Raw genomic sequence first — 275 nt, 5'->3', positions numbered from 1 at the left:
GGGGCCGGGCGCGCCGGTGAGGCTGTACTGGCGGATCTGCCGGGCGCCGTCGTCCAGGACGACGCGGACGGAGACGTACTGGCCGGGACGGAAGTCCCGCACCGGCCCCGACGAGCGGCGGTTCAGCGTCAAGCGCGTGCACGACGGCAGAACGCCCGGGGGCGAGGTCTCCGGCCACCTGCACGCGCGTGTGCGGGCCGGCGACGTCCTGGAACTGTCCGAGGCCTACGGCGACCTCGTCCTCGACACCGAGCCCGCCGCACCCCTGCTGCTCG

General features: G+C 75.3%; 1 pseudogene. It reads left to right on the top strand.

Features of this window, described 5'->3' with window-relative positions:
• Positions 1-109: 109 nt before the first annotated feature.
• Positions 110-275 (top strand): annotated as a pseudogene (locus AOK18_RS34650) (hemin transporter); the annotation flags it as partial.

This window comes from Streptomyces prasinopilosus (genome assembly GCF_001419695.1).
In the GTDB taxonomy this organism is placed as follows: domain Bacteria; phylum Actinomycetota; class Actinomycetes; order Streptomycetales; family Streptomycetaceae; genus Streptomyces; species Streptomyces prasinopilosus.
Note: the sequence above shows the minus strand (reverse complement) of the source record. Positions and strands in the feature narration are given on the sequence as shown.